24 protein-coding genes are annotated in these 24,168 nt (G+C 64.2%); 15 read left to right on the forward strand and 9 right to left on the reverse strand.

Annotation, left to right across the window (positions count from 1 at the left end; all coding sequences use genetic code 11):
- Positions 1-85 precede the first annotated feature (85 nt).
- Together AC1DRD_RS04495 and AC1DRD_RS04500 are read left to right on the forward strand one after the other, a co-directional pair.
- Positions 86-2,800: a TonB-dependent receptor gene (locus tag AC1DRD_RS04495; RefSeq protein WP_478040465.1), complete on the forward strand. Its 2,715-nt coding sequence runs from the start codon at positions 86-88 to the stop codon at positions 2,798-2,800.
- Positions 2,801-2,935: 135 nt separating this feature from the next.
- Positions 2,936-3,850, forward strand: coding sequence for an arabinan endo-1,5-alpha-L-arabinosidase (locus tag AC1DRD_RS04500; RefSeq protein ID WP_478040466.1), 915 nt, complete (start codon positions 2,936-2,938; stop codon positions 3,848-3,850).
- Positions 3,851-4,045: 195 nt separating this feature from the next.
- Here the strand turns inward: AC1DRD_RS04500 and trmB are convergent, their stop codons facing one another.
- The 3 genes from trmB to lnt form a co-directional block, all read right to left on the reverse strand.
- Positions 4,046-4,726, reverse strand: coding sequence for a tRNA (guanine(46)-N(7))-methyltransferase TrmB (gene trmB, locus AC1DRD_RS04505; protein WP_478040467.1), 681 nt, complete (start codon positions 4,724-4,726; stop codon positions 4,046-4,048).
- A gap of 108 nt (positions 4,727-4,834) precedes the next feature.
- Entirely contained in the window at positions 4,835-6,046 is a 1,212-nt protein-coding gene (gene metK / locus AC1DRD_RS04510) for a methionine adenosyltransferase (protein WP_478028446.1), read from the reverse strand.
- A gap of 80 nt (positions 6,047-6,126) precedes the next feature.
- Positions 6,127-7,677, reverse strand: coding sequence for an apolipoprotein N-acyltransferase (lnt, locus tag AC1DRD_RS04515; RefSeq protein WP_478040468.1), 1,551 nt, complete (start codon positions 7,675-7,677; stop codon positions 6,127-6,129).
- 94 nt (positions 7,678-7,771) lie between these two features.
- On the opposite strand from lnt, the gene AC1DRD_RS04520 reads away from it, so the two are divergent.
- Both AC1DRD_RS04520 and AC1DRD_RS04525 read left to right on the forward strand, forming a co-directional pair.
- Positions 7,772-8,188, forward strand: a complete 417-nt coding sequence (locus AC1DRD_RS04520) for a VOC family protein (RefSeq protein WP_478040469.1) — start codon at positions 7,772-7,774, stop codon at positions 8,186-8,188.
- Between the two features lie 22 nt (positions 8,189-8,210).
- Positions 8,211-8,513, forward strand: a complete 303-nt coding sequence (locus AC1DRD_RS04525) for a polyhydroxyalkanoic acid system family protein (protein WP_478040470.1) — start codon at positions 8,211-8,213, stop codon at positions 8,511-8,513.
- Positions 8,514-8,522: 9 nt separating this feature from the next.
- Here AC1DRD_RS04525 and AC1DRD_RS04530 read toward each other — a convergent pair whose 3' ends face one another.
- Both AC1DRD_RS04530 and AC1DRD_RS04535 read right to left on the reverse strand, forming a co-directional pair.
- Entirely contained in the window at positions 8,523-9,014 is a 492-nt protein-coding gene (locus AC1DRD_RS04530) for a hypothetical protein (protein WP_478028452.1), read from the reverse strand.
- Positions 9,015-9,209: 195 nt separating this feature from the next.
- Entirely contained in the window at positions 9,210-10,589 is a 1,380-nt protein-coding gene (locus AC1DRD_RS04535) for a PQQ-dependent sugar dehydrogenase (RefSeq protein WP_478040471.1), read from the reverse strand.
- Positions 10,590-10,816: 227 nt separating this feature from the next.
- Between AC1DRD_RS04535 and epsC the strand changes: the two genes are divergently transcribed.
- The gene (gene epsC / locus AC1DRD_RS04540; RefSeq protein ID WP_478040472.1) at positions 10,817-11,794 is read left to right on the forward strand and encodes a serine O-acetyltransferase EpsC; all 978 of its coding nucleotides are present in this window, start codon (positions 10,817-10,819) and stop codon (positions 11,792-11,794) included.
- Positions 11,791-13,092, forward strand: coding sequence for a dicarboxylate/amino acid:cation symporter (locus AC1DRD_RS04545; protein WP_478040473.1), 1,302 nt, complete (start codon positions 11,791-11,793; stop codon positions 13,090-13,092). The genes epsC and AC1DRD_RS04545 overlap by 4 nt, the downstream gene beginning before the upstream one ends.
- Before the next feature lie 101 nt (positions 13,093-13,193).
- Here the strand turns inward: AC1DRD_RS04545 and katG are convergent, their stop codons facing one another.
- On the reverse strand, positions 13,194-15,404 hold the full coding sequence (gene katG / locus AC1DRD_RS04550; protein ID WP_478040474.1) for a catalase/peroxidase HPI: 2,211 nt from the start codon (positions 15,402-15,404) through the stop codon (positions 13,194-13,196).
- 283 nt (positions 15,405-15,687) lie between these two features.
- Between katG and nagZ the strand changes: the two genes are divergently transcribed.
- The 6 genes from nagZ (at position 15,688) to tatC (ending at position 19,718) form a co-directional block, all read left to right on the forward strand.
- Positions 15,688-16,695: a beta-N-acetylhexosaminidase gene (gene nagZ / locus AC1DRD_RS04555; protein WP_478040475.1), complete on the forward strand. Its 1,008-nt coding sequence runs from the start codon at positions 15,688-15,690 to the stop codon at positions 16,693-16,695.
- A 96-nt stretch (positions 16,696-16,791) separates the two neighbouring features.
- A complete protein-coding gene (locus AC1DRD_RS04560) occupies positions 16,792-17,538 on the forward strand; it encodes a segregation and condensation protein A (protein ID WP_478040476.1) in 747 nt (248 codons plus the stop codon).
- The gene (gene scpB / locus AC1DRD_RS04565; protein WP_478040477.1) at positions 17,535-18,140 is read left to right on the forward strand and encodes an SMC-Scp complex subunit ScpB; all 606 of its coding nucleotides are present in this window, start codon (positions 17,535-17,537) and stop codon (positions 18,138-18,140) included. The genes AC1DRD_RS04560 and scpB overlap by 4 nt, the downstream gene beginning before the upstream one ends.
- A 30-nt stretch (positions 18,141-18,170) precedes the next feature.
- On the forward strand, positions 18,171-18,404 hold the full coding sequence (locus tag AC1DRD_RS04570; protein ID WP_478040478.1) for a twin-arginine translocase TatA/TatE family subunit: 234 nt from the start codon (positions 18,171-18,173) through the stop codon (positions 18,402-18,404).
- Positions 18,405-18,428: 24 nt separating this feature from the next.
- Positions 18,429-18,938 carry a twin-arginine translocase TatA/TatE family subunit gene (locus AC1DRD_RS04575; protein ID WP_478040479.1) on the forward strand — a complete coding sequence of 170 codons (510 nt, stop codon included), beginning with the start codon at positions 18,429-18,431 and terminating at the stop codon, positions 18,936-18,938.
- 3 nt (positions 18,939-18,941) lie between these two features.
- The gene (gene tatC, locus AC1DRD_RS04580) at positions 18,942-19,718 is read left to right on the forward strand and encodes a twin-arginine translocase subunit TatC (protein ID WP_478040480.1); all 777 of its coding nucleotides are present in this window, start codon (positions 18,942-18,944) and stop codon (positions 19,716-19,718) included.
- 21 nt (positions 19,719-19,739) lie between these two features.
- Here the strand turns inward: tatC and AC1DRD_RS04585 are convergent, their stop codons facing one another.
- From AC1DRD_RS04585 to AC1DRD_RS04595, 3 genes are all read right to left on the reverse strand, one after another.
- On the reverse strand, positions 19,740-19,874 hold the full coding sequence (locus AC1DRD_RS04585; RefSeq protein WP_478028469.1) for an entericidin A/B family lipoprotein: 135 nt from the start codon (positions 19,872-19,874) through the stop codon (positions 19,740-19,742).
- A 298-nt stretch (positions 19,875-20,172) separates the two neighbouring features.
- Positions 20,173-21,759 (reverse strand): sensor histidine kinase, encoded by a 1,587-nt coding sequence (locus tag AC1DRD_RS04590; RefSeq protein WP_478040481.1) that lies wholly within the window; start codon positions 21,757-21,759, stop codon positions 20,173-20,175.
- Positions 21,760-21,762: 3 nt separating this feature from the next.
- Entirely contained in the window at positions 21,763-21,852 is a 90-nt protein-coding gene (locus tag AC1DRD_RS04595; RefSeq protein WP_478028472.1) for a NepR family anti-sigma factor, read from the reverse strand.
- Positions 21,853-22,149: 297 nt separating this feature from the next.
- On the opposite strand from AC1DRD_RS04595, the gene AC1DRD_RS04600 reads away from it, so the two are divergent.
- From AC1DRD_RS04600 to AC1DRD_RS04610, 3 genes are all read left to right on the forward strand, one after another.
- On the forward strand, positions 22,150-22,950 hold the full coding sequence (locus AC1DRD_RS04600) for a response regulator (protein WP_478028473.1): 801 nt from the start codon (positions 22,150-22,152) through the stop codon (positions 22,948-22,950).
- A 188-nt stretch (positions 22,951-23,138) separates the two neighbouring features.
- On the forward strand, positions 23,139-23,273 hold the full coding sequence (locus tag AC1DRD_RS04605) for a hypothetical protein (protein ID WP_478040482.1): 135 nt from the start codon (positions 23,139-23,141) through the stop codon (positions 23,271-23,273).
- Positions 23,274-23,361: 88 nt separating this feature from the next.
- Positions 23,362-24,048: a sigma-70 family RNA polymerase sigma factor gene (locus AC1DRD_RS04610; RefSeq protein WP_478028477.1), complete on the forward strand. Its 687-nt coding sequence runs from the start codon at positions 23,362-23,364 to the stop codon at positions 24,046-24,048.
- The last annotated feature ends 120 nt before the right edge of the window (positions 24,049-24,168 follow it).

The raw sequence follows: 24,168 nt of genomic DNA on the forward strand, positions 1-24,168 counted from the left end.
CGAACCGGCGCGACTCGACTTATTTATGTCGGAGTAATTAGCGTCGTCAGAACGCATCCCATTGCCATCTCTGGGGGAGGATCACGTGGCACCCAAGCCTTTCATCTTAGCATCGGTTTCCATCTTCGCGTTGTTCGCGGCGGCGAATGCCTCGGCGCAAGCGCAATCCCAGCAGCCCGGCCAGGCAGGCACGACCGAAGATCAGACCGGAACCCCACAGGGTGGCGCGGCCCCCGGCGATGCCGCCGCCGCCAACGGCGCTGACAAGGATATCGTCGTCACCGGCGTCCGCGCCAGCCTTCAGGGTGCGCAGGCGATCAAGCGCAACGCTTCGCAGGTGGTCGACTCGATCGTCGCCGAGGATATCGGCAAATTGCCTGACAATACCGTGTCCGACGCCTTGCAGCGCGTGACTGGTATCCAGGTTTCGCGCAGCGGCGGCGAGGTCGGAACGGTGTTGGTCCGCGGCCTGCCCGACATCGAGACGCTGATCAACGGACGTGAGACGTTTACCGGCACCGGCCGGGGCGTCGCGTTGCAGGACATTCCGGCGGAGCTGGTTGCTGGTGTCGATGTCTACAAGACCAACCTGCCCGAACAGATCGAGGGCAGCGTTTCGGGCACGATCGACATCCGGTTGCGGCGGCCGTTCGACTTTGACGGATTGCAGATCGCCGGCGGCGCGCGCGGGATCTATTCGGACCAGCGCGGCAAGGGCAGCTACATCCTCAGCGGCCTGATCAGCGACCGTTGGACGACCGGAATCGGGGAGTTCGGTATCCTGGTTGCGGCCTCGTACAACAATCGCAAGTACGAGGATCAGACCGCTTTCAACTTCGGCTTCAATCCGCTGTCAGGGACGGATCCGACCCGGATTCCCGACACGGTGGGCGGCCTTGTCACCGACGGCAATCGCACCCGCCCGTCCGTCAGCGTCGCGCTGCAGTGGCGGCCGACCCCCAACCTCGAATTCTACCTGGATGGTCTCTATACGGGGTATCGCCAGGACTATGACGTCGACTTCTTCGTCGGGCTGCCCAAGGCCGGGGGCGTGACGGTCACCAGCGTTCAGGATGGTTCGGCCGGAAGCGATACCGGTGGCCCCGTTGCGCACACGATCACCACGGTCAACAACTTTACGATCACCAGCAAGCAGACCTTTCATCAGGTCACCGATGGATATCAGGCGAACTTCGGGACGCGCTACACGACCGGCGACACGGTGCTGTCGGGCGAGATCACCTACAACAAGAGCAAGGTGACCAGTCGGCAATATGTCGTCGATACCGCCTTTGTGGTTCCCCGGATCGACTATAATTTCGACAGCGACCGGACGCCGAGCGTCAATTTCAACGGGTTCGACATCAGGAACCCGGCAAACCTCAACTTCTTCACACTATTCGATAACGCCAATGTCGCGACCAGCGAGCAATATGCGGCGCATGCGGACGTTCTCCACACCTTCAACGGCGGTTTCCTCAAGAACTTCAAGATCGGCGCGCGCTACGCCGAACGCACTGGCAATTCGGCCGGCACGCCGACGGGCGGCTACGGGCTGGGCTTCACGCCGACGGCGAATTACGCGAACTTTTCGACAAATTCGTCGGACAACATCATTGACGGCCGGGTGGGCATCGACGGCTTCGCGTTGACCTCCAGCAGCTGGATCCGCGGCAATATCGACACGTTGCGGGCGCTTGCCGGCCGGCCGGCCGGAGCACCCGCGTTCGACCCCGCGCAGGTCTTCTCGCTGAAGGAACGTGTGTTCGCCGCCTACGCCCAAGCCCAGTTCGGGGCCGATCTCGGATCGATGCCGTTCGAGGGAACGATTGGTGTCCGCGCCGTCAATACGGCGACCGACTTGAACGCAATCCGGGTGACGAACCTGGCCGCCACGCCGACCTCGCCGGCGCAAACCGTGCTGTCCCCGATCAACGGCAAGCGCAACCAATTGGACTGGTTGCCCAGCTTGACGCTCAAGCTGCGCCCGACCGACCAAATCGTTCTGCGGGCGGTCGCTGGAAAGGCGATCCTTCGGCCGCAATTCGCGGCGCTCAATCCAGCGATCAGCCAGGTCGAAACGGGAGCGACGGGCAACCAAGGATTCTACGGCACGGCCTCGGGCGGGAATGCCGACCTTCGCGACGTCAAGTCGACCAATATCGACCTGACCGCGGAATGGTACTTTTCGCGCACGGGCTCGTTCACGGTCGCCGGCTTCTACAAGAAGCTCGATGGCTACATCCAGAGCGACTCCGCGGCGGAGCAGCTGGTCGCCTCGAACGGCACGCTTCAGACCTTTCTGGTGACCCGCCCGCGCAATACCAGCGGTGGTCAGTTGAAGGGTGTCGAAATATCCTACACGCAATTCTATGATTTCCTGCCCGGGCCGTTGAGCGGCTTCGGCGCGCAGGCCAGCTTCACTTATTCGGACGGGCACGTGAACGATCCGGTCACGGGCGTGCGCCGCGACATCGTGCCGCTGTCGAAATATTCCTACAACCTCGTTGCGATCTACGAAAAGTACGGACTCTCGGCCCGCCTCGCCTACAATTGGCGCAGCCGCTATACCGATAGCTATTCGGACGCTTTCGCAGGCGGGCGTGTGGTTGTCTCGCCGGTCGCCTTTCTCGATTTCTCTGCCAGCTACGCGATCAACAAGAACATCACCATCACGGTCGATGCGACCAACCTGCTGGGCGAAACCTACCACGACAATTTCGGGACCACGACCTTCGAGCCCCGCGACACTCGCCAATATGATCGCACTTTCGGCGGCGGGCTGCGCTTCAAGTTCTGACGCGAGAGGTTGGCAATGAGGCGCCTGTCGATCCGGTCGGGCCTGTCATTGGCAACCGTCGCGTTGCTGTCGGTGGGGGCGTCCGCAGCTTTCAGCGCGCAAAAACCCGCGCCGGCTGGCATAATCGCGGACCACATGACCGGCGATATCACTGGCGTACATGATCCGGCGATCATCAAGGCCGGCGACACCTTTTACGTATTCAGCACCACCCGGCCCGATGACGGGGGACAGATTCCGATCCGCACCTCCAAGGATTTGCTCAGCTGGCGGCGGGCAGGAACCGTGTTCGACGCGGTGCCGGATTGGGCGAGGCGGATGATCCCGTCCGCGCGCGGGCTTTGGGCGCCGGACATCTCCTATAGCGGCGGCCAGTATCGGTTATACTACGCCGTGTCGTCGTTCGGCAGTAACGTCTCGGCGATTGGCCTTGCCACTTCGCCGGCACTTGATCCTGCCGCGCCGGGCAAGGGCTGGACCGATCGGGGACTGGTGGTCCGCTCGACCCGCGCCGACGATTTCAACGCGATCGACCCCAACGTTTTCACCGACGGCGATGGCCGATCGTGGCTGACGTTCGGCAGCTTCTGGACGGGGATCAAGATGGTGCGGCTCGATCCTGCAACGGGACTGGCGTCGGTCGAAGACAAGACGGTATATTCCTTGATCCGGCGGCCGAATCCGGACGCGGTGGAAGCACCCTTCCTAATTGCCCGCGGCGGCTATCATTACCTGTTCGCATCCTACGATTTCTGCTGCCGAGGGTCCGACAGCAGCTATTACACCGTGGTCGGTCGATCGAAAGACGTGACGGGGCCGTATCTGGACTATGACGGCAAGCCGATGAGCAAGGGATATGGTCAGATCGTGCTTCACGCCAAGCTCGATCCGAGTGGCCGGTGGCGAGGACCGGGGCACGTCGCCATCCTGGCTGACGGTGGACGCGACTTTCTCGTCTATCACGCCTACGACGCGCGGAATAAAGGTGTCCCGACGTTGAGAATCCAGGCGCTTGGATGGACGGCTGACGGTTGGCCCGTGGCGCACTAGCGTCGGCTGGTCGACTGAGCGACGACGGCTTTCAAGGACGTTTCATGCGGCATCGAAGACCGCGACTGAGGCGCATTGCGGACGGTTAGGTCGACACCCGAGCGATGAAGGGTACTGGCGCCAATCGCGGTGTCGGCTTGCTCGGTTCAACTTTCCCCCTGCTGACAGTCTTCAACCCGCGGTTCTGACAAAATATTACACTCTGATGTACGTGAAATACCAGACCTCATGTCCTTGCCGTCGCGCCTTGCGTTCGTAGCGCGTCTCGGGCCAGTCGTCGGGGCGGGTCAGAAAATCGCGCGGCGCCTGCGCGGTCCAGACGAAGTCGTGGCGGCGGTTCATCACCATCATCGCCCAGCGGCAATAGGTCGGATCGTCGGTACCCAACCGGAATTCATGGCCAGGTTTGAGCTTGGCGGCGATCAGGTCGAGCGGGCCGTCATTGACCATCCGGCGCTTGGCGTGACGCGCCTTGGGCCAGGGATCGGGATGGAGGAGGTAGACGCGGGTCAGACTGGCGTCGGGCAGCCGCTCGAGCACATCGAGCGCGTCGCCCATGTGCAGGCGGACATTCTCCAGGCCCTGATCGCGGATATGGCCGAGCGCGCCGACCACGCCGTTGAGGAAGGGCTCGCAGCCGATGAAACCGTGATCGCGCCGCGCCGCTGCCTGGCCCGCGAGATGCTCGCCGGCGCCAAACCCGATCTCCAGCTCGAGCGGGCGATCATCACCGAACAAGGTGCGCGCGTCGAGCGGACCGGTTTCCGGGACCTCGACGGCGGGCAGCAGCTGTTCAACCAAGGCCGACTGGCCCTGGCGCAATTTATGTCCCTGGCGCCGGCCGTAGAGGCGCCGGATGGTGGTCGGATCGTTCATTGTGGGCCCGCCTAGAACCAGATGTGTCGAAAGCCAATCGGCGCCGCCAACGAAGAAGGGCCGGGGATCGCTCCCCGGCCCTTGCGTGATCCGTTGATCGGATCAGGATCAGGCCAGTGCGGCCTTGAGGTCGTCGACCAGGTCGGTGCGCTCCCACGGGAAGAAGTCACCTTCGGGCTTGCGGCCGAAGTGACCGTACGCCGCGGTGCGCGCATAGATCGGCTTGTTGAGGCCGAGATGCGTGCGGATGCCGCGCGGGGTCAGGCCGCCCAGCTTCTCGATCTTGCCGATCGCCGCTTCCAGCTTGTCGTCCTCGACCGTGCCGGTGCCATGCGTATCGACATAGAGCGATAGCGGCTTCGACACGCCGATCGCATAGGCCAGCTGGATCGTCACGCGCTGGGCGAGGCCGGCCGCGACGATGTTCTTCGCCAGATAGCGGGTGATATAGGCCGCCGAACGATCGACCTTGGTCGGATCCTTGCCGCTGAACGCGCCGCCGCCGTGCGGCGAGGCGCCGCCATAGGTGTCGACGATGATCTTGCGGCCGGTCAGGCCGGCGTCGCCATCGGGGCCGCCGATCTCGAAGCTACCGGTCGGGTTGATGTGATAGACGGTCTCGTCGCTGAGCAGGCCTGCGGGGATCACGTCGGCGACGACCTGCTTCACATAAGCGTGAAGCTCGGCTTCCTTCTCGCCTTCGTCATAGCCCTTGCCATGCTGGGTCGAGACGACGATCGCGGTGGCGGCGACGGGCTTGCTGCCTTCATAGCGCAGCGTGACCTGGCTCTTGGCGTCAGGCTCGAGGAACGGCGCCTTGCCGGAGTGGCGGTCGGCCGCCATCTGCTCGAGAATCTTGTGGCTGTAATAGAGCGTCGCCGGCATCAGGTCCGGCGTATCGTTGGCGGCATAGCCGAACATGATACCCTGGTCGCCGGCGCCTTCGTCCTTGTTGCCGCTGGCGTCCACGCCCTGCGCGATATGCGCCGATTGCGGGTGGAGGTTGTTCTCGAAGCGGAAGGTTTCCCAGTGGAAGCCGTCCTGTTCGTAGCCGATCCGCTTCACGGTATCGCGGACCGCCTTCTCGACCTCGTCGCGAACGCCGGGTGCCCAGTTACCGGCCTCGTCCATGATGCCCTTGCCGCGGATTTCACCGGCCAGCACGACCAGCTGCGTGGTGGTCAGCGTCTCGCAAGCGATGCGCGCTTCGGGGTCTTTCGACAGGAACAGGTCGACGATGGCGTCGGAAATCTGGTCGGCGACCTTGTCGGGATGGCCCTCGGAGACCGATTCGGACGTGAAGAGATAATTGGAACGCATTGAGTTTCCTCTGGGGTCTGGCGGAAAGCCGGGCCGTTGCCATGCCCATATAAAGCTTTCCTTATATGAGGCTGCGGGTCCTAGCGAGCGAGCCGCCGGATGGCAATCGCGCAAATGAGCAGAATCGCCGAGACGATCAGCGCCATCCAATTGCCGAGGCGCGAGAAGAGGGTGGGGGAGCCGCGCATGACGCTGCCCTCGATCGCGCCGGCCTGGCCCATCGGGATGCTCTGGCGGACGGCGCCATCGGGGTCGATGATCGCCGAGATACCGGTCGGCGTCGCGCGGACGATCGACAGGCCTTCCTCAATCGCGCGCAAGCGCGCCTGGGCGAGGTGCGCGGGCGGGCCCAGCGTACCGAACCAGGCGTCGTTGGATGGGTTGAAGATGAAGTCGGGTCGATTGGCCGGGTCGACGATATGGCCGGAGAAGATCACTTCATAGCAGATCAGCATGCCGACTTTGCCGAAGCCGGGGATAGTCATGGTCCGCGGGCCCGGTCCGGGAATGAAATCGACATCGCCGGGGACGAGCCGCGACAAGCCGATCGCCTCGAGCACAGGGCGCATCGGCAGATATTCGCCATAGGGCACCAGATGCGCCTTGTCGTAGCGGCCGTGGAGTTGGGCGTCGGGTCCGATCACCGCGATCGAATTGGTCGCAGCGATCATATTCTCGGTACGCTTGTCGAAATACATGCCCTGCGTACCCGTCAGGATGGCGTCATGGTCGCCAAGTAGCGAGGCCATCCGGATGCGCGCGGTCTGCGCGCTTCCCATCAGGTCGTAGACATAGCGTGGATAACCGTCCTCGACGGGGAAGCGGATTGCGCCTTCGGGCCACAGGATCAGGCGTGGATGGTCGGGATTGGGTTTTCCGGACAGGCGGGCGAGTGCCTGGAAATTTGCTTCGGCGTAATCGGCGGTCGGTTTCGCTTCCTCGGGCAAGTCCGGCTGCACGATGCGGACATTTGCTACGACGGGCGGATCACCTCCAACGAAGGCTGGCGCACAGAATATCAGCGCAAGCAGGATTAACATCGGAAGGTAAGCACGTCGGTCGACGATGACGACCAGCAGACAGCCGCTGGCGACCACCACCAGCCCCGAGAGCGCATAGGTGCCGACATAGGCTGCCAGGTTCGCCAAATGTCCGGCTGACATCCAGGTCGCCGCCAGCGGATCCCACGGATAGCCGGTGAACATGGTCCCGCGCAGATATTCGGTCGCGATCCAGGCAACGCCCGCGACCAGCACGAATGCCGTGTCGACGCGCGGCGCCTGATCGCCTTTCGCCGCCGGGCTCGCGAGCCGCCAGGCGAGGCCGGCGGCAAGCATTGGGAAGAGAGCGAGATAGGCCGCGACCAGGACCACCGCGAGATAGCCGAGCCAAGGCGGCATCGCGTCCTGAAATTCGAACGGCTGTTGAATCCACAAATTGGCGACGGCGAAATGGCCGAGCCCGAACAGCCAGCCCATTCCCAAGACCTGTCTAATCGAGCCGGCACCATGGATGAGGAGCAACCAGACCGCAAACCCGGCCAAGGTCAGCGGCCACCAGTTCCACGGCGCGACGCCGAACGCGGATACGGCGCCGAGCGCGAGTGGCAGGAACGGGAGGAGACGACGCATCGCCTCGCGCTATGGCTGCGAAATGACGAAGCGCGCTAGCCCCAATCGACAAGTCCGGGGTGACGTTTGGCTCTGCGGGCGGTAGCTAGAAGACATGCTCCGACCCTTCCACCTCGCTTTTCCCGTTCACGATCTCGCCGCCGCGCGCGCCTTTTACGGCGGGACGCTGGGCTGTCCCGAGGGGCGCAGTTCGGACAGCTGGATCGACTTCGACTTGTTCGGACACCAGATCGTGGCGCATCTGGATCCCACGGCGAAACCCGTCGTGGTGTCCAACCCCGTGGACGGTCACGACGTGCCGGTGCCGCATTTCGGCGTCGTGCTGACGATGGACGCGTGGCGGACATTGGCCGACCGGGTAAAGGCGGCCGGAATCACCTTCGGAATCGAGCCGCATATTCGCTTCGTCGGCCAGCCCGGCGAACAGGCGACGATGTTCTTCCTCGACCCGTCGGGGAACGCGCTGGAGTTCAAGGCGTTCGCCGATGACGCGCAATTGTTTGCCACATGAACACGGCGGGATTCTTCGCGACATGAGCGATCCGATCGTTGTCGAGGTATCGCACAAATTGGGGCTGGCAGAGGCGCGGCGGCGAGTCGATGCGGGCATCGGCAAATTGTCGGGCTGGTTTCCCGGCGGGGCCGAGGTCGAGCATCACTGGACGGCTGACGTGCTCCATTTCACCGTCGCGGCGATGGGGCAGCGCGTCGTCTCCAGTCTGGACGTGCGCGGCGACCGAGTGATCGCGGCCGTGGACCTGCCGCCGTTCCTGGCGCTGTTCGCCGACCGCATCCGCGCGAAGCTCGCCAAGGAAGCGCCTAAATTGCTTGAATAAACTTGCTCGTCAGGACGTCTGAACCTCGATCACCCCGGCGCGCAGCAGCGCGTCCGCGGTGCGCGAGAATTCGGTGACTAAAGTTTCCAGCAACGGCTCGAGCGCGCGGGTCTGGATGGCGCCGGGCACCACCGTCACGCCGCCGCGCGGATCCTCGATCAACAGGCCCGACTCGATCATTTGCGCGACGTGGCGGCGCACCGTCTCCCTCGCCAGGCCGGTCGCGGCGGCGATCGCGCTGCGCGACATCGGCACGACCCATTCGCGCGGCAGTATTGCGGTTGCCGTATACTCGCGTGGCACGCTGCGTTCGCGCATCAATTTCTGGATGTTACCGACCGATACCGTGCAGTAAATCAGCACGGCCGTGGGACTTTCGCCGTCATGCCCGGTGAAGGTGTGGTGCATCGACAAGAACAAATTGGTCAGCGCGAACATGGCGGTGCGCCAGTGATCGCTCATGCCCTCGGGAACCGTAGCAACGCGGTCGCCAGCAGCCATATGACTCACTCCCGCCCCCGCAGTGACCCATTTTGGGCAGTTAAGATACAATCGTCAACGCATGAATCGGGCAAGTTGGTGTAAAGCAACGGAATCGAGGGAAAAGATACGCGTCGAAGCGTGGACCCTTCGGTGTCGTACGGGTGTGCGGGCTGCGCGGTCGGGGGGCCAGTTGCAGCCCGCCCCTTATAAAACTTAGCGAGACGCTTTCGGAGTCGCCGCCGCGCTCGGCGAAGGCGCCGGAACGGGCGTCGCCGAGCTCACCCGCCAGATGACGTTGCCGACATCGTCCGCCACCAGCAATGAACCCGTCGCATCGAAGGTCACGCCGACCGGACGACCGCGCGCCTGACCCTTGGCGTCGAGGAAACCCGACAACACGTCGACCGCTTTCGCTCCCTTGGTGGGAAAGCCATTATCGCCGAACGGCACATAGATGACGCGGTAACCCGACACCGGCTGGCGGTTCCACGATCCATGTTCGCCGATAAAGGCGCCGTCGGCGAATTGCGGGCCAAGCCGCGCCTCGTCGGCGAAGGCCAGCCCCAGCGCCGCCACATGGGGCCCCAAAGCGTAATCGGGACGCTTCACATATTCTTGCAGCCCGGGATTTTCCGGCTTCACGCGGTGGTCGGGATAGCCGCCCCAATAGAACCATGGCCAGCCGAAATTGTCGCCGGCTTCCACCGCGCTCAAATAATCGGGCGGGCTGTCGGAGCCGAGCAAGTCGCGTTCGTTGACCGCCGCCCACAACGCCTTGGTTCTGGGCTCGAGCGCCATGCCGTTGGCGTTGCGAATGCCGGCGGCATAGATGCGGAAGGTCTTAGTGTCGGGATAGACCTGAAGGATGTTGGCGCGAAATTTCTCCGCGTCCAGGCCATTATCGGCGATGTTGCTCGACGATCCCACCGCCAGGTACAACGTCTTGCCGTCTTCGGCGACGATGACGTTGCGCGCCCAATGATTGCCGCCGCCCGGATATTTGATCACCGTCTCGGGCTTGGCGTCGATCCTGGTCTGGCCCGGGGTGAAGGGATAGCGCACCAGCGCATCGGTATTGGCGACGTAGAGATACGGGCCGAGTAGCGCCATGCCGTAGGGCGAGTTGAGCCCGGTCAGGAACGGTTGCTTGATCTCGGCTACGCCGTCGCCATTCGCGTCGCGCAGCAAGGTGATGCGGTTGGCCGAGGGCACGCCGGCGCCGCCTTTGTCGAGCAGATAGTTCATCACCCAGCCGGCGATCCCGCCGCCCTTGCGTGGCGGCGAATTGGTCTCGGCGACCAGCACATCGCCATTGGGCAGGCGGTAGAGCCAGCGAGGATGGTCGAGCCCGGAGGCGAAGGGGTTGACCTTGAGCCCGGCCGCTGCCGTCGGCATCTCCCCCTGTTTCCACCCCACCGCGTCGGCGACCTTGATCGTCGGCCAGATCTGTGCCCGCGCCGGCGTGATGTCGGGCCGGCTGCCGCTGACCGCCGCGATGCTGAGCCGCGCTTCATCGGGTTGGGCAAAATAGAGATAGAGGCCGCCCACCAGGATGAGGACGAGGGCAAGACCGATCAGGATTCGCTGGCGCATAACGGCAGGATAATGACGGCTGGGGGCGGGGGCAATGTTATCCCATCGCGCGGCGGGACAATCCCCCCACCGCACAAGCGATCCTTGGGCTATGGCAAGCAGAGCTGTATTTCCCATCAAAATACTATGGATTAGGTAGAGGCGGTCCGCTCCCTGGACACAAACTGCGGCCCGGCCGTCCCCTAGCAGCCGGGCCGCTTCCCTTGTTGAACAGTGGTGGCGTTGCGATGGTGGCCGGAAATTTGATCGACGACGTGTCGGCGGAATTCATCCAGGGCGTCGTTGCCGACTTGCGCGATGCGCGGCTCAAATCGCGTGCGCGCCGCCAACCGCCGGCCGTGCGGTTTCCGTCACCCGAAGCATTGGCGCAGGTAATCCGCGATCTGTCCGCAGCCCTGTACCCGCGCCGTCTCGGCGGGTTTCGCGGCGGGCCTGAGCAGGAGGACGCCTTCGTCGCCGCGCGCCTGACGGACGGGCTCGATATCCTGCGACAGGAGATCGACGCCGAAATCGCTTATTGGCAGTTGGAGAGCGCGGCGCCGTTCGACGACGATCATGCCTCCACGCTCATCCGGCATTTCGCGGCGACCCTGGCCGACATCCGGGCATTGATCGACAGCGATATCGACGCCGCCTTTATCGGCGATCCCGCCGCGCGCAGCGTGGACGAGATCCTGGTGAGCTATCCCGGCGCGATTGCGACGCTGCATCACCGTATCGCGCACGAACTCCACACATTGGGCGCGGCGATCGTCGCGCGGTCGATTTCGGAACTCGCCAATGCGCGGACCGGCATCGATATCCATCCTGGCGCCGCGATCGGACCGCGCTTCTTCATCGACCATGGAACCGGCGTGGTGATCGGCGAGACGTCGATCATCGGATCGAATGTCCGGCTCTATCAGCATGTCACGCTGGGCGCGCGCAGCCCGTTATGGGACGCGAGCACGGCGCCGCGCGAACGTTATGCGCGGCACCCGATCGTCGAGGACGATGTCGTCATCTACGCCGGCGCGACGATCCTCGGCCGCGTGACGATCGGCCGCGGCTCGACCATCGGCGGCAATGTCTGGCTGCTCGACGATGTCCCGCCCGAAAGCGTGATCGTCCAGCCGGGCGCCATTCGGCTGCACGGCGCGGAGGCCGATGCGCTCGGCGACGCGCTGGCCCGCGCCCGGCCGCCGGCGCGGAGGGTGGCATCGTGAGCACGCGGATCAAACTCACGTTCGGCGCGCAAGTGCTGATCGGCATGGCTGCCGGCGTGGCGGTCGGCCTACTTGCGCGCTGGCTGGGTAGTGCGGCGATCGGCGAGACGGCGCACACGATCGGCCAGATCTTCGTCCAATTGCTCAAGGCGCTGGTGCCGCCATTGGTGTTCACCGCGATCGTCGCCTCGGTCGCGGCGTTGCGCACGCTGGAAAATGCCGCTGCGCTGGTTTCCCGGACCTTATTGTGGTTCGCGGTCACCGCGCTGATCGCGGTCGCGATCGGCATCCTTCTCGGGCTGGCGATCCAGCCGGGGCTGCATGCATCGGTCGCCGCCGGCGCTGCCAAGGCGCCCGGCACGACCGGATCCTGGCTCGATTTCCTCAAAGGGCTGGTCCCCGCCAACGCGCTGGGGCTGGGCGCATCGACCACGGTGACCGATGGCGTCGCCTCGACTGCGGTGTCGTTCAACGTGCTGCAAGTGATCGTCGCCGCGCTCGCGGTCGGCGCGGCCGCGGTCAGGATCGGCGAGACCGGCGAGGCGTTTCTAGCGTTCAACGCGTCCGCACTGGCGATCTTCCGTCGGTTGCTGCGCTGGGTGATCGCGCTCACGCCGATCGGCAGCGCGGCGCTGATCGCCGATGCACTGGTTCGCTATGGCTGGGATGCGCTATCGTCGCTCGGGGCATTCGCGATCGCGGTCTATGCCGGTCTCGCGATCGTCCTGCTGCTGGTCTATCCGACGATCCTGGTGGCCAACGGGCTCAATCCGCTGCGCTTTTTCGCGGCTGCTTGGCCGGCGATCCAGCTCGGTTTCCTGTCGCGCTCGTCGGTCGGAACCTTGCCGGTGACCGAGGACGTGACGGAGCGGCGGCTGGGCGTGCCGCAAGCTTATGCCGCCTTCGCGGTACCGCTGGGCGCCACCACCAAGATGGACGGGTGCGCGGCGATCTATCCTGCGGTCTCGGCGATCTTCGTGGCGCAATTCTACGGCATTCCGCTGCACCTTGGCGACTATGGCTTAATCGCCTTTGTCTCGGTGATCGGATCCGCGGCGACCGCCGGGCTCACCGGAGCGACGGTGATGCTGACGTTGACGCTCTCGACCCTGGGCCTCCCGCTCGAGGGCGCGGGTCTGTTGCTGGCGATCGATCCTATCCTCGACATGGGCCGCACCGCGGTCAACGTGGCGGGCCAGGCATTGGTGCCGACCATCGTGGCGAAGCGTGCGGGTATATTGGACGAGGCAGCCTTTCGCGGTTTGCCCCTGCCGATCGGCACTGAGGCGGTCGCGTAGGAGCGGCATGTCGTCAAAACAAAAGCCGCCGGCGCCAAGGGGGAGGGGGCACCGGCGGCTCTGTTCGCCCGGCCGATACGGCCAGGCGGGACTGTTTGACCTTAGATAAGGTCGTAGCGATCGGCGTTCATCACCTTGGCCCAGGCCTTGACGAATTCGTCGACGAACTGGTCGCCGGCATCGGCCGAGGCATAGACTTCGGACAGAGCGCGCAGCTGCGAGTTCGAGCCGAACACCAAATCGGTCCGCGTGCCGGTCCATTTGCGCTGGCCGGTATGGCGGTCATTGCCCTCGAACTCTTCGTCGGCGCTGTCGTCGATCTGTCGCCAAGCGGTCGCCATATCGAGCAAGTTGACGAAGAAGTCATTGGTCAGCTGGCCCGGCCGGTCGGTGAACACGCCATGCTTCGAGCCACCATGATTAGTGCCGAGCACACGCAGGCCGCCGACCAGCACGGTCATTTCCGGCGCGCTCAGCCCGAGCAACTGGGCGCGATCGACCAGCAATTCCTCGGTGGGCACGTTGAACCGGACCTGCAGATAATTGCGGAAGCCGTCGACGCGCGGCTCGAGTACCGCGAAGCCTTCCGCATCGGTCTGTTCGGCGGTCGCGTCGCCGCGGCCGCTGGTGAATGGCACCGTCACGCTGCGGCCGGCAGCCCTTGCGGCCTGCTCGACGCCGACATTACCACCGAGCACGATCAGGTCGGCGATGCTGACCTTGGCCGCGCCGCCGAAATCGGCCTGGATGCGCTGATAGACCTGGAGCACCTTGGCGAGCTCGGCCGGCTCGTTGACCTCCCAGTCCTTTTGCGGCGCGAAGCGAATACGCGCGCCGTTGGCGCCACCACGATGATCCGACCCGCGCCAGGTCGAGGCGGAGGCCCAGGCGGTCTTCACGAGCTGCGCGACGCTTAGACCCGAATCGGCGATCTTGCCCTTGAGCGTTGCGACGTCGCCATCGCTCAGCCGCGGACCGGCGGGGATCGGGTCCTGCCAGATCAGATTCTCGGCGGGAACGTCGGGGCCGAGGTAGCGCGCCTTGGGCCCCATGTCGCGATGACACAATTTGAACCAGGCGCGGGCGAAGGCGTCCGCGAAATAGGCCGGGTCGGCGCGGAATTTCTCCATCACCTTGCGGTATTCGGGATCCATCTTGAGCGCCATGTCGGCGGTGGTCATCATCGTCGGCACGCGGACGCCGGGCGTATGCGCCTTGGGCGCCAGCGTCTCTTCGGGATTGCCGACCGGCTGCCACTGTTTCGCGCCGGCGGGGCTCTTCACCAGCTCGTAGTCATGGTCGAGCAGCATGTCGAAGAACGACATGTCCCAGGTCGTAGGCGTCGGCGTCCAGGCGCCCTCGATACCCGAGGTGATGGTATGGTCACCGATCCCGCTCTCATGCCCCGACTGCCAGCCGAGACCCTGTTGCGCGATGTCGGCGCCTTCCGGCTCGGCACCGACCAGGCTGGCATCGCCCGCGCCATGCGCCTTGCCGAAGGTGTGGCCGCCGGCGGTCAGCGCTGCGGTCTCCTCGTCGTTCATGCCCATGCGGTAAAAGGTTTCGCGGATGTCGCGGGCCGACTTGAGCGGATCGGGCACGCCGCCCGGTCCTTCCGGATTGACGTAGATCAGGCCCATCTGGATCGCGGCGAGCGGGCTTTCCAGCGCGCGGCCTTCTTCCTCGTCGATGCGGGTTTTGCTGTTGGCGCTGCCGACCCATTCCTCCTCGGTGCCCCAATAGATGTCGCGTTCGGGTTCCCACACGTCCGCGCGGCCGCCGCCAAAGCCGAACACCGGGCCGCCCATCGATTCGATCGCGACGTTGCCGGCCAGGATCATCAGGTCGGCCCAGCTGAGCTTGCGGCCATATTTCTGCTTGATCGGCCACAGCAGGCGGCGTGCCTTGTCGAGATTTCCGTTGTCCGGCCAGGAATTGAGCGGAGCGAAGCGCTGCTGTCCGGCATTGGCGCCGCCGCGGCCGTCGCCGGTGCGATACGTGCCCGCCGAATGCCATGCCATGCGGATGAAGAACGGACCGTAATGCCCGTAATCGGCCGGCCACCAGGGCTGGCTGTCGGTCATCAGCGCGGTCAGGTCGCGCTTGACTGCGGCGAGGTCGAGCGACTTGAATTCCTTCGCATAATCGAAGTCGTCGCCCATCGGATTGCCACTGATCCCCTTCTGGTGAAGGATGTCGAGCGAGAGATGATTGGGCCACCAGTCGCGGTTGGTTCGGCCGAGCAAGCTGCGCAGCGCCGCGGGTTCCTTGTTCGGATCGCTCAGCGGGCTACCTTCGGTTACAGCATCCATCTCGTTCTTCCTCTCGTTCGCGCCGGTGCGACCGGCGCTGGGACTCTATCGGATCGGGTGCGCAGCCGGCTCGCGGCTCGCTCGGCGGTTGTGGCTTGTGTGGCGAAGCGCTGCAATCATTTATGCGATGAGTTAATCTGATCTCCGCGAGCGGAAAAATCGATCAGTGGAGTCTCGTCACGTCGGCGAAAGCTGCAAGACGGCCTACAATCGGGTTCGGGCATATGGTTGAGCCAGCCTGACCAGCCTTGAACCCCAGGCGCGCGCGAGTAGAAGCACCGCCATGAAGCCCGTGATCTTCGGCCTGTCCGGCCTGACCCTTACCGACGACGAACGCGCCTTCTACAAGGACGCTGACGCCGCCGGGTACATATTGTTCAAGCGCAACATCGAGAATCGCGAGCAGGTCCGCGCGTTGACCCACAGTTTGCGCGAGCTGACCGGCCGCGACGAGCTGCCGATCCTGATCGACCAGGAAGGCGGCAGGGTCCAACGGATGCAGCCGCCCGAATGGCCGCAATTTCCCGCCGGCCCCGATTTCGACCGGCTCTACGACGTCGCGCCGATGAGCGCGATCGAGGCGGCGCGGGTCAATGCTCAGGCGACCGCGCTGATGCTGTCCGAAGTCGGCGTCAACGTCGATTGCTGGCCATTGCTCGACGTCAGCCAGCGCGACACGACCGAGGCGATCACCATCCGTGCGTTGGGACACGAGCCGATGCGCGTCGCGGCGATGGGCAAGGCGATCATGGAAGGACTGCGCGCCGGCGGCGTGGTCGGCGTGGTCAAACATATGCCCGGCCATGGCCGCGCGGTGGTCGACACGCATTTCCACCTGCCGACGGTGACCGCGTCGGAGGAGGAATTGGAGATCGATCTCGAGCCCTTCCGCCGCCTGGCGGACGCGCCGATGGGGATGACCAGTCATATCGTGTTCCAGATCTGGGACCCCGAACGCCCCGCGACCATGTCGCCGGTGATCGTCGAGCAGGTGATCCGCGGCAAGATCGGCTTCGACGGGCTGCTGATGACCGACGATATCGACATGAAGGCGTTGTCGGGGACGGCAGGGGAGAAGGCCGCGGGGGCGATCGCCGCCGGTTGCGATATCGTGCTCGATTGCTGGGGACGGATGGACGAGATGCGCGAGATCGCCTCGCTGCTCAACGACATGCCGGCCAAGTCGCTCGAACGGCTCGACCGTGCGATGGCCTCGGTGCGGGGAGTCGCGCCGCAGGGCGATTTCGCGGAACTGATCGCCAAGCGGGATGAGTTGTTGGCTCTGGCCTAGCACCGGGATGACGATGTGTGGCTTGGCGGGCGTTATCCACAACAGCGCTGACCTCCGGCTTTGGTATCGCGAAAGTCTATGCCTAAAAGCGTGCCTATGGACGCCGCCGACGACACGCTGACGCTCGACATCGAGGGATGGGAAGGCCCACTCGACCTCCTGCTAGCGCTCGCCCGATCGCAAAAGGTCGACCTCAAGCAGATTTCGATCCTGCAACTGGTCGAGCAATATCTCTCCTATATCGAGCATGCCCGCACGCTGAAGCTCGAAGTCGCGGCCGATTATCTCGTGATGGCGGCGTGGCTGGCCTATCTCAAATCGGCGCTGCTGCTGCCGCGCGATCCGGAGATCGAACCGAGTCCCGAGGAACTGGCGCTGCGGCTGCAGATGCGGCTCGAGCGGCTCAACGCGATGCGCAATGCCGGCGCTCGGCTGCTCGCACGCGACCGGATCGGCCGCGATGTTTTCCGCCGCGCCGCGCCCGAAGGATTGCGGACGGTGCGCAAGGCACAATGGCAGGCCGAGATCTATGACCTGATCGCCGCTTATGGCCAGATCAACGCACGCAATCGCCCGGTCTTCCACGTTGTCCATGATCGCCTGGTGATGACCTTGGATGCCGCGCTCGAGCGCGTATCGCGGCTGCTCGGCGAGCATATCGACTGGGCGACGATCGAAAGCTTCCTGCCCGACAGCCTGGACGGTGCGTTTCGCAAGTCGGCGCTCGCCTCCAGTTTCGTCGCGGCGCTCGAACTCGCGCGGATGGGCAAGGCCGAATTGCGCCAGAAATCGGCCTTCGCGCCGCTCTATCTCAAGGCGACCGGCGAAAGGGCGGAGGCATGACGATCGATCCTGACGATCCGGTCCGCGCGGTCGAAGCGGTGCTGTTCGCCGCCGAGGAGCCGCTGACCATCGACTCGATCCGCGCGCATGTCGGCGAGGACATCGACGTTCGCGGCGCGCTGGAGCGGATCGCCGAAGATTATGCCGGCCGCGGGATCGAACTGGTCCGGCGCGGCGATCGCTGGCATTTCCAGACCGCGGGCGATCTTGCGCATTTGCTGCGTCGCGACCGCGAGGAGCCGCGCAAGCTGTCGCGTGCGGCGATCGAGACCTTGGCGATCACCGCCTATCACGAGCCGGTGACTCGCGCCGAGATCGAGGCGATTCGCGGCGTTCAGATCAGCAAGGGGACGCTCGATGTGCTGATGGAGGCGGGATGGGTGCGACCTGCTGGCCGGCGTGAGACGCCAGGGCGGCCGTTAATGTACGCGACGACCGCGGAATTCCTCACCCATTTCGGGCTCGCCAGCCGCCGCGACCTCCCCGGGATCGACGATTTGCGGGCTGCCGGGCTGCTCGATCCGATCGATCTTGCCATGGCCGAGTTATCCATTGCCGGCGAGAGCGAGGAAGAAGTGGAAAATGATGGCGATGCAGACTAGATAGATGTCACGCCTTTGGGAGATTTTGTGATGGGTAGTTTCAGCCTGGTTCATTGGCTGATCTTTGGTGTGATCGCGATCCTGGTCCTTGGTGGTGGCCGGTTCTCGAACATGATGGGTGACGTGGCCAAGGGCATCAAGCAGTTCAAGAAGGGTATGGCGGAAGATGACGATGCCGTCCCGCCCAGCCGGATCGAGGCCAAGCGGCAGACCGATCCAACGGTCGAGGCGACCGCCGAACGCGTCCGCGACGCCGAACGCTAAGCGCCGCCGGAGAGGCATCCGGCCGTGATCCTGGATATAGCCCCAACCGAATTGTTGGTATTGGGGGCGGTGGCGTTGCTCGTCATTCCGCCCAAGGACTTGCCGCGCGCGATGCGCTTCGCCGGGCAATGGGTCGGCAAGGCGCGCGGGCTGGCGCGCCAGTTCCGCTCCGGCTTCGACGACATGATCCGCGAGTCGGAATTCGCGGAGATGGAAAAGAAGTGGAAGGCGGAGAATGAGCGCATCATGCGCGAATTCCCGCAGACCGTGGACATGGCGGCACTGATGGCGCCCAAGCCACAGGACGTGTCGGATGCCGATCCCGCGCCGGTGATGGTCGAGCAGCCGGTGATTGCTCCGGAGCCGGCACCAATCCATGCCGCGCCGGAAACCGACCCGGCCCCGGCACCGCGCAAACCCCGCGCTAAGACGGCCAAGAAGGCGATGTCGCTGGATACCGTCGAGCCAACCGCGCCCAAACCGCGTGCGCGCAAGCCCAAGGCGGCTGCCCCAGTCGAAACGCCGGGCGATTAGGCGATGAGTGACGAGGACGATATCGACGCCAGCCGCGCGCCGTTGATGGATCACCTGATCGAGCTACGCAAACGCCTGCTCATCAGTATCGGCACGTTGGCGCTATTGTTCGGCGCTTGCCTCTATTTCTTCGAACCGATTTTCGCGGTGCTGGTGCATCCGCTGGTCAAGGCCGGGTTTCCGAAGCTCATCTACACGTCTCCCTATGAGATGTTCTTCGTGCAACTGAAGGTCGCGTTCTTCGCGGCAATCATGCTGGCCTTTCCGGTGATCGCCAATCAGCTGTGGCAGTTCGTGGCGCCCGGGCTCTATCGCAAGGAAAAGCGCGCGCTGCTGCCGTTCCTGCTGGCGACGCCGGTGCTGTTCGGGCTGGGGGCGAGCTTCGCGTATTTCTTTGCGGTGCCGGGCGCGCTGCACTTCCTGCTCGGCTATCAGGGCAATGTCGGCGGCGTACAGCAGGAAGCGCTGCCGGCCGCGGACAACTACCTGAAGTTCATCATGCAGTTCCTGTTCGGTTTCGGCGTCTCATTCCTGATGCCGGTGCTGCTGATGCTGGTCGAGCGTGCGGGGATCGTGACGCTGGAGCAGCTCGTCCGCGCGTGGCGCTACGCGATCCTGGGATGTTTTGCGGTGGCGCTGTTCCTGGCCCCGCCGGATGCCGGGTCGATGATCATGCTCGCGCTGCCGCTGGTCGGCCTGTACGTGCTGACGCTTGGCGTGATCTGGCTGACGCATCGCCGTCGCGATCGCCAGCCAGCCCCCGACACCGAAACGGCCTGAACCAGCCTATTTGTGCCCGTCTTATTTGTGTTTGTCGGCGGTCTTCGAGACCGTGCTGCCGACCGAGCTGACATCCCGGCCCACACCCGAAATCGTGTTGCAGCCGGCGAGCAAAAGTGCCGTCGCTGCGAGCGACAGACCGATAATCTTGTTCATCATGAATTCTCCCGAACTTTCTGACTCTGAGTTTTTGCCGATCCCTGGCGGGAATCCCCGGCACGCCAATGATCGAGCCGCCGAATTCGTTCCGGCGGCGTTTCATCTTGGCTATTTGGCTATCCCACTGGACTTTGACGAATTTAGGCCCGGAAGCGCCACCGGGGGGGGAGGGGTTGACGCTTCCGGGCCTATGTCGTGGATAGCGAGAGCGGGGGGGCATAAGGTCGCTATCCGAAAAGCCAAACGCACCTTTTTCGAGGTTGTTCCCAAAAAAAATGCACCGGCCAAAATTTTTTTAATCGCGGCCCGTCACGGCGACCGCGATCTCATAGGATCCGGTCAGCGGGTCATGGTGGAGCGGCGCGCGAAGCTGGCGCGACAGGCCCTCGATCACCCTGGCGTAACGCTGCCCCAACGCCCCGACCAGCGCGTCGCCATCGACTAGCGAGGGGGATGTGACGCGCAGGATCGCGGTGCCGGGCGTTTCCCCCTCGCGTACCGAGATATGGATCTGTGCGTTGGGAATGACGCTGATCGCGAGTTCGATAATCTCGGTGAGCAGGAAGGCGATTGCGATCGCGATGTCCTGGGTGACCAGCCAGGGTTCAACGTCGAGCAGGATCGACAGCCCCGAATGTTCGGGACTGGTCGCGCGGATGTTGGACGCGAGCTCGCCGATCACGGAGCGCAGGCTGAGGCCGCGATTATCCTCCATCTCGGCGAAATGGTGGCGATGGACCACCGCCAGCGCGTCGACGCGTCGTTGGATCGAGGCATAAGCGCGCGCCGCTTCGGCCGCCTGGGCGCCGCGCGCGTGAAGATTGATCAGGCTGGAGATGACTTGCAGATTGTTCTTCACGCGATGGTGGACCTCCCGCGTCAGCCGCGTCTGGCGCACCAGTCCTTCGGCCAGCCCGGCCTCATGCAGGATCAGCGTCCGGCTCAGCGACCGGAACGTCTCGCCGAGTTCGCGGATTTCCTGCGCCGGCAGCGATCGTACGACCGCCGGATCGATCACTTCGCCCGGACGATAGGCGGCGACGCTGGCGCGCAACGTCCGCAAAGGCTTGATCAACAGGCGATCGACGACGAACCAGGCGAAGCCGGCAGCCGCGATCCACATCAGGATCGGAAAGATCAGCGCGATCAGGATCGGAGAGGTCAGCACCTTGGTCCGCATCCGCATTTCAACCGACAGGTCGCCGATTCCCAGTGCCGCGCGGACCGGTACGTACAGATCGAGCGGGTTGTCGCCGCCCAACGACCGCAGCACCAGCCGGTCGGAGCTGCCAGGGCTGCTCAGCGATTCCTCATAATCGGACGCGAAGCCGGACGGTTTGGCGATTTCCGAGAGAAACGCCGCAGGGAAGAAAGCGGCGCCACGCACCTCGCCACCCGGAGCGGCGATCGCCAGCACGATCCCCTTGTCGGGGACGATCCGCGCGGTCGATCCACTGGCGCGCATCTGTTCGGGCATCGCCACCGGCAGGCGCGAACCGCAGAGCAGGCGGTTCTGGCCATCGACGATCATGAACCCGGCGCCGGTGGTCGATGACTGTGCGAACACACCCTGCACGCGCGCGCAGCTCGGCGTATCGCCGTGATCGATCGCCAGCGCCTTCATCGCGGAGGTCAGCGCGGTCATGTCGCCGACCAGCTCGATCGAGAGATTGCGCGAGCTTTCCTGCGCGGCGACGCGCAATTGCGAGGCGGCTTCCTGGCCGGCCTGGCGCGTGGTCGACAGGGTCGCGAAGAAAGCGATCACGGCGAACGGCAACAGCGCCACGCCGAGGATCATGAAAATCTTGGCGCCGGTCGGCATGCGCGCGACGCGTGCGCCCAGCGTACCCGCCGCCCGCTCACCAGCCGTCAGGCCGCCCATGGGCTATCCCAGCTTGTTCAGCAGATCGAGCATCTGATCGGGAACGGGTTCGCTGGCGGCGGCATGATAGACCGAGCGAAGGGCGGCACCCATCGCTTCGTCCCTACCCTTTTTGCCCTTGTCATCCTTGTCGTCGGACTTCTTGTCCCGCTTTGACGACGGCCGGCCAGGCTGCAACGCAATCCCCCTCATATACATGCCGGCCATGCCGGAACAGAAAACGACCCGCAAGAGGGGGTCCCGACACGACGCTTAGAATGCGCCATCATGTCTGTGAAACCAAAAACGATCTCGATTGTTCCACTAGCGAACAGAAAATTTGCCGCGTTGCATTCACCAAGCCGGGCCCCCACTAAAGGCCGGCATCCTATCGGGGAGATTGAAATCGTCATGTCGCTCGGTCAGCAGCTAGCCCCTCATCTACCGTTCCTGCGTCGTTATGGGCGGGCGTTGACGGGAAGCCAGGAACATGGCGACCGCTATGTCCGGGCCACGCTCGAGGCGATCGTCGCCGCACCGGAGGAGTTTCCGCGCGACGTCGAGCCGCGACTCGGCCTGTACCGCACGTTCCAGGCGATCTGGCAGAGCGCCAATCCCGGCGAGACCGAAACGCCCAGCGGCGACAATGTCAGCGGGCAGGAAGCGATTGCGCGAGCCCGGCTGGCGCGCATGACGCCATTGTCACGACAGGCGCTGCTGTTGACGGCGATGGAAGGCTTCACCACCGAGGACGCGGCCTATCTGATCGACGTCGAGAATGACGAGGTCGAAAAGCTCGTCACCGAAGCGCTCGCCGAGATCGAGCAGCAGACGCGTGCGCGGGTGCTGATCATCGAGGACGAGCCGATCATCGCGATGGATATCGAGACGATTGTCCGCGATTTGGGGCATGACGTCACCGGTGTGGCGGTTACCCGCGACGAAGCCGTCGCCGCAGCGATGGCCGATCGCCCCGGCCTGGTGCTCGCCGATATCCAACTGGCGGATGACAGTTCGGGGATCGACGCGGTGAAGGACATCCTCGCGGAATTCCAGGTTCCCGTCATCTTCATCACCGCTTTCCCCGAACGCCTGCTGACCGGCGAGCGGCCCGAGCCGACCTTCCTCATCACCAAGCCGTTCCAGCGGTCGACCGTGAAGGCGGCGATCAGCCAGGCGCTGTTTTTCGACGAGTCGACCGTGCCCGCTTGACCCATGGGTCTCGCTTAACATGCGCTCGGCCGCCGGCGATATCCGACAGGATGCCGCCGGCGGCCGCATTTTGTCGAGCCAAGGTTCGGGAATTCTGTCTAAATACTCAAAGTTCCATCAGTTACGGAGCCAAAACGGGATTTGTGCGTTTTGACATGATGGCTGAACCCACTCCCTCAGAGGCTTCGGTGCACACCGATGCCGAGCATGCACGGGCCGGCGCGACGCCCGGCGTCATGCGCTACGTCCTCGGTATTTCGTTGGTGCTGGCGGTGGTAATCCTGTCGGCGATCGTTTGGGGCCCGGTGCTGTTCCACCAATAATGGAGCGGTCCGGCTTGGCCCTGGCGCCCATGTCACCCTATGTATCCTCTCGGTCGCTCGTTGGCGGCCCCACGTTCGACGGAGTTCCATGAGCAGCACAGCGACCGGCAATGTGGATGACAATGGGGAGGCGATCGAGCACGTCGCTTTGTCGGATCCGGAGTTCAAGGAACAGCTGGGGCAAGTGATCCCGCATCTCCGTGCGTTCGGCCGTTCCTTGTCAGGCAGCCGGGACCTCGCTGACGACCTGGTGCAGGAAACCTTGCTCAAAGCATGGGCAGCGCGGCAACGCTTTCAGGCCGGCACCAACATGCGCGCCTGGACCTTCATCATCCTGCGCAATCTGTATCTGAGCCAGATGCGTCGCGCGCGATTTAAGGGCGAGTGGGACGATCTGGTCGCCGACCGCATCCTCGCCGCGCCCGCCAGTCAGGACAAGCATGTCGAGCTGGGCGACATGCAGCGTGCGCTGCTGCTCTTGCCGCAGCCGCAACGCGAGGCGCTCATTCTGGTCGGCGCGGGCGGTTTTGCCTATGAAGAGGCCGCCGAAATCTGTCAGGTCGCGGTCGGCACGATCAAGAGCCGCGTCGCGCGCGGGCGCGTCGCGCTCGAGGCGATCCTGAGCGGTGGGCAACTCACGTCGCGCCGCAACGCCCCCGATCATCCCGGCCGCACCGCGCTCGATACGATCATGGACGAGGTCGACGACCTGAGCGGTGACCATAGCCCGGCGCCTGATCAGGGCGACGACGATATCGACGAGGACGAGGAATAGAGCGGCTTCGACTTAGGTCGAGGTGCCTCAAATCCATCCTGCTTTTTCGAAGGCCGTCGCAACTGTCGCTCGGAAACTAGGCACCCTGCTGGCTAGTTTGAACTATATTCCGTGTCGGAT

The sequence above is a fragment of the Sphingomonas sp. P4_G2 genome (assembly GCF_056401155.1).